Here is a 1,812-nt window from a genome sequence, read left to right as displayed (position 1 = left end):
TGTCCGTCTTTCGCATCCAGCACGCGGGCGAGGATGGATTCACTGACGCGTTCCACGTTTTGGCAAGCCCACATGGCTTCGACCAGATGATGGTCGTAATCGGGGTCTCGATCGCGCAGTGATTCAACCCAAGCTTCCACCGCGGCGAGCACGCGGTCCGGGTCCCGCTCGCTGAGTTCTTTTCTGGCTTGGTGACGGATCCAATCTTCCGGGCTTTTTAGTTGGTTGACCAGCGACTGGATCGACGCTCCATGCAGCTTCGGTCTTTCGACCAGTGGTCGCTGTTTGTGAGTGATCCGCCAGATGCGTCCGTGGTCGTGATCACGGCGCGGGTCGCGAAAATCATGTTGGGCGTGATTGATGATCGAGTTGTACCAATCGGCGACATAGACCGCGCCGTCCGGTCCGATCTTGACATCGACGGGCCGAAAGTTGGGGTGTTTTGATTTGATCAGCGGCTCGAGGACGTTGGCCCGAAAACCGGCACCGTCTTCGATGAATTCGTACCGGACAACGGTGCGGCTTTTGAAACGACCGGTCAGCAACTGGCCGCGAATGTCATCGCCGACATGGCTGCCCGTCGCCAGATCGCCGCCGCATTGCTTTTCCGTACTGATCAAGGGCGCGATTCGAACCGCTTCGCCGCTATTGCCGCTGGCCGGAGACAGGTACAGGATGCGAGGGTTGTTGACCATGAAGGATTGGCCCCAGCGATCAAAGACATGGCCCCAGGGATTGCCGCCGGTGCCGCGACAGAACATTCGCAGTTCCAGCGTGCGAGGATTGAATTGGTAGACGCCGCCGTTGAAGTTTCGCAACACCCCATACTGCGTTTCGACTTGCGCGTGCAGAAAAATGCCTTCTTGGAAATAGATCCATCCACCGGGGCCACGCCGCCACGCGCTGATGCTGTGGTGGCTGTCTTCGATCCCGAATCCGGTCAACACCAGTTCCTTTTCATCGGCGACGTCGTCTCCGTCGGTGTCTTTTAAGAAAAACACATCCGGCGATTGCGCCACATAACAACCTCCGTTGGCCAGTTCGATTCCGGTGGGCAGGTAAAGTCCGTCGGCGAAGACCGTGGACTTGTCCGCCGCGCCGTCGTTGTCGGTGTCTTCCAGGATGATGATCTTGTCGTTGGCGACTTCGCCGGGTTTGAGCTGCGGGTAAGCCCAAGAGCAGGCCACCCAAAGCCGGCCCCTGCTGTCCCAGTGCATGTGGACCGGATTGGCGAGCATCGGATCGGCCGCGAACAGGTTGGCTTGATAACCGTCCAGCAGCTCAAAGTTTTCCAGCTCTGAGGACGGGTCATGGTTGTTCATCAGATCCAGGTCGGCATCTTTCAGATTCTTGATGCCGCTGGCGTCTTGGGCGACGCCTGTTCCCGTCAGGCTTGCGACGACCGTGGCAAGACACAACAGGATGCGTAGGGATCGTTTCATGGGTTCAACACGATAGAAAAGCGGTTGGGAAAGATGGTTCTTCAGCGTTCGACGCGTGCGAGTCGCCATTGACGCGATTTCAGTGGGATTCCACTTTGCAGCGCTTCGTCGCGTTGATTGGCGAGTCGATTGAATTCGATCACTTCACCCGGCAGGGCTCGACCGCTGGGGGAGTGTTTTCGTTCTCCGACGATGTGAACTTGATTCAGCGCTTTCCAGCTGTAGGTGAATTGCAGGTTTTTATCGTTGACGTCGGCGCGATACCGTTCTGCCTCGCGGTGGGCGGGTGAATGGTCGATCGCGATGCCTTGTCCCCAAGCGTCGGCCGCCGCAGTTGCGACGTGTTCTCCGTCGATGGTCAATTGGTACG

1 protein-coding gene and 1 pseudogene are annotated in these 1,812 nt (G+C 58.0%); both read right to left on the bottom strand.

The window, feature by feature from the left end; all coding sequences use genetic code 11:
• Positions 1-1,442, bottom strand: a 1,442-nt coding sequence (locus tag ABX749_RS31620) for a PVC-type heme-binding CxxCH protein (protein WP_372899542.1), incomplete at its 3' end; no start/stop codon positions are given.
• A gap of 41 nt (positions 1,443-1,483) precedes the next feature.
• Positions 1,484-1,812: pseudogene (locus ABX749_RS31615) on the bottom strand (dehydrogenase); the annotation flags it as partial.

It is taken from the genome of Stieleria sp. (assembly GCF_041595215.1).
In the GTDB taxonomy this organism is placed as follows: Bacteria; Planctomycetota; Planctomycetia; order Pirellulales; family Pirellulaceae; genus Stieleria; species Stieleria magnilauensis.
This window is presented reverse-complemented; position numbering and strand designations above follow the sequence as displayed.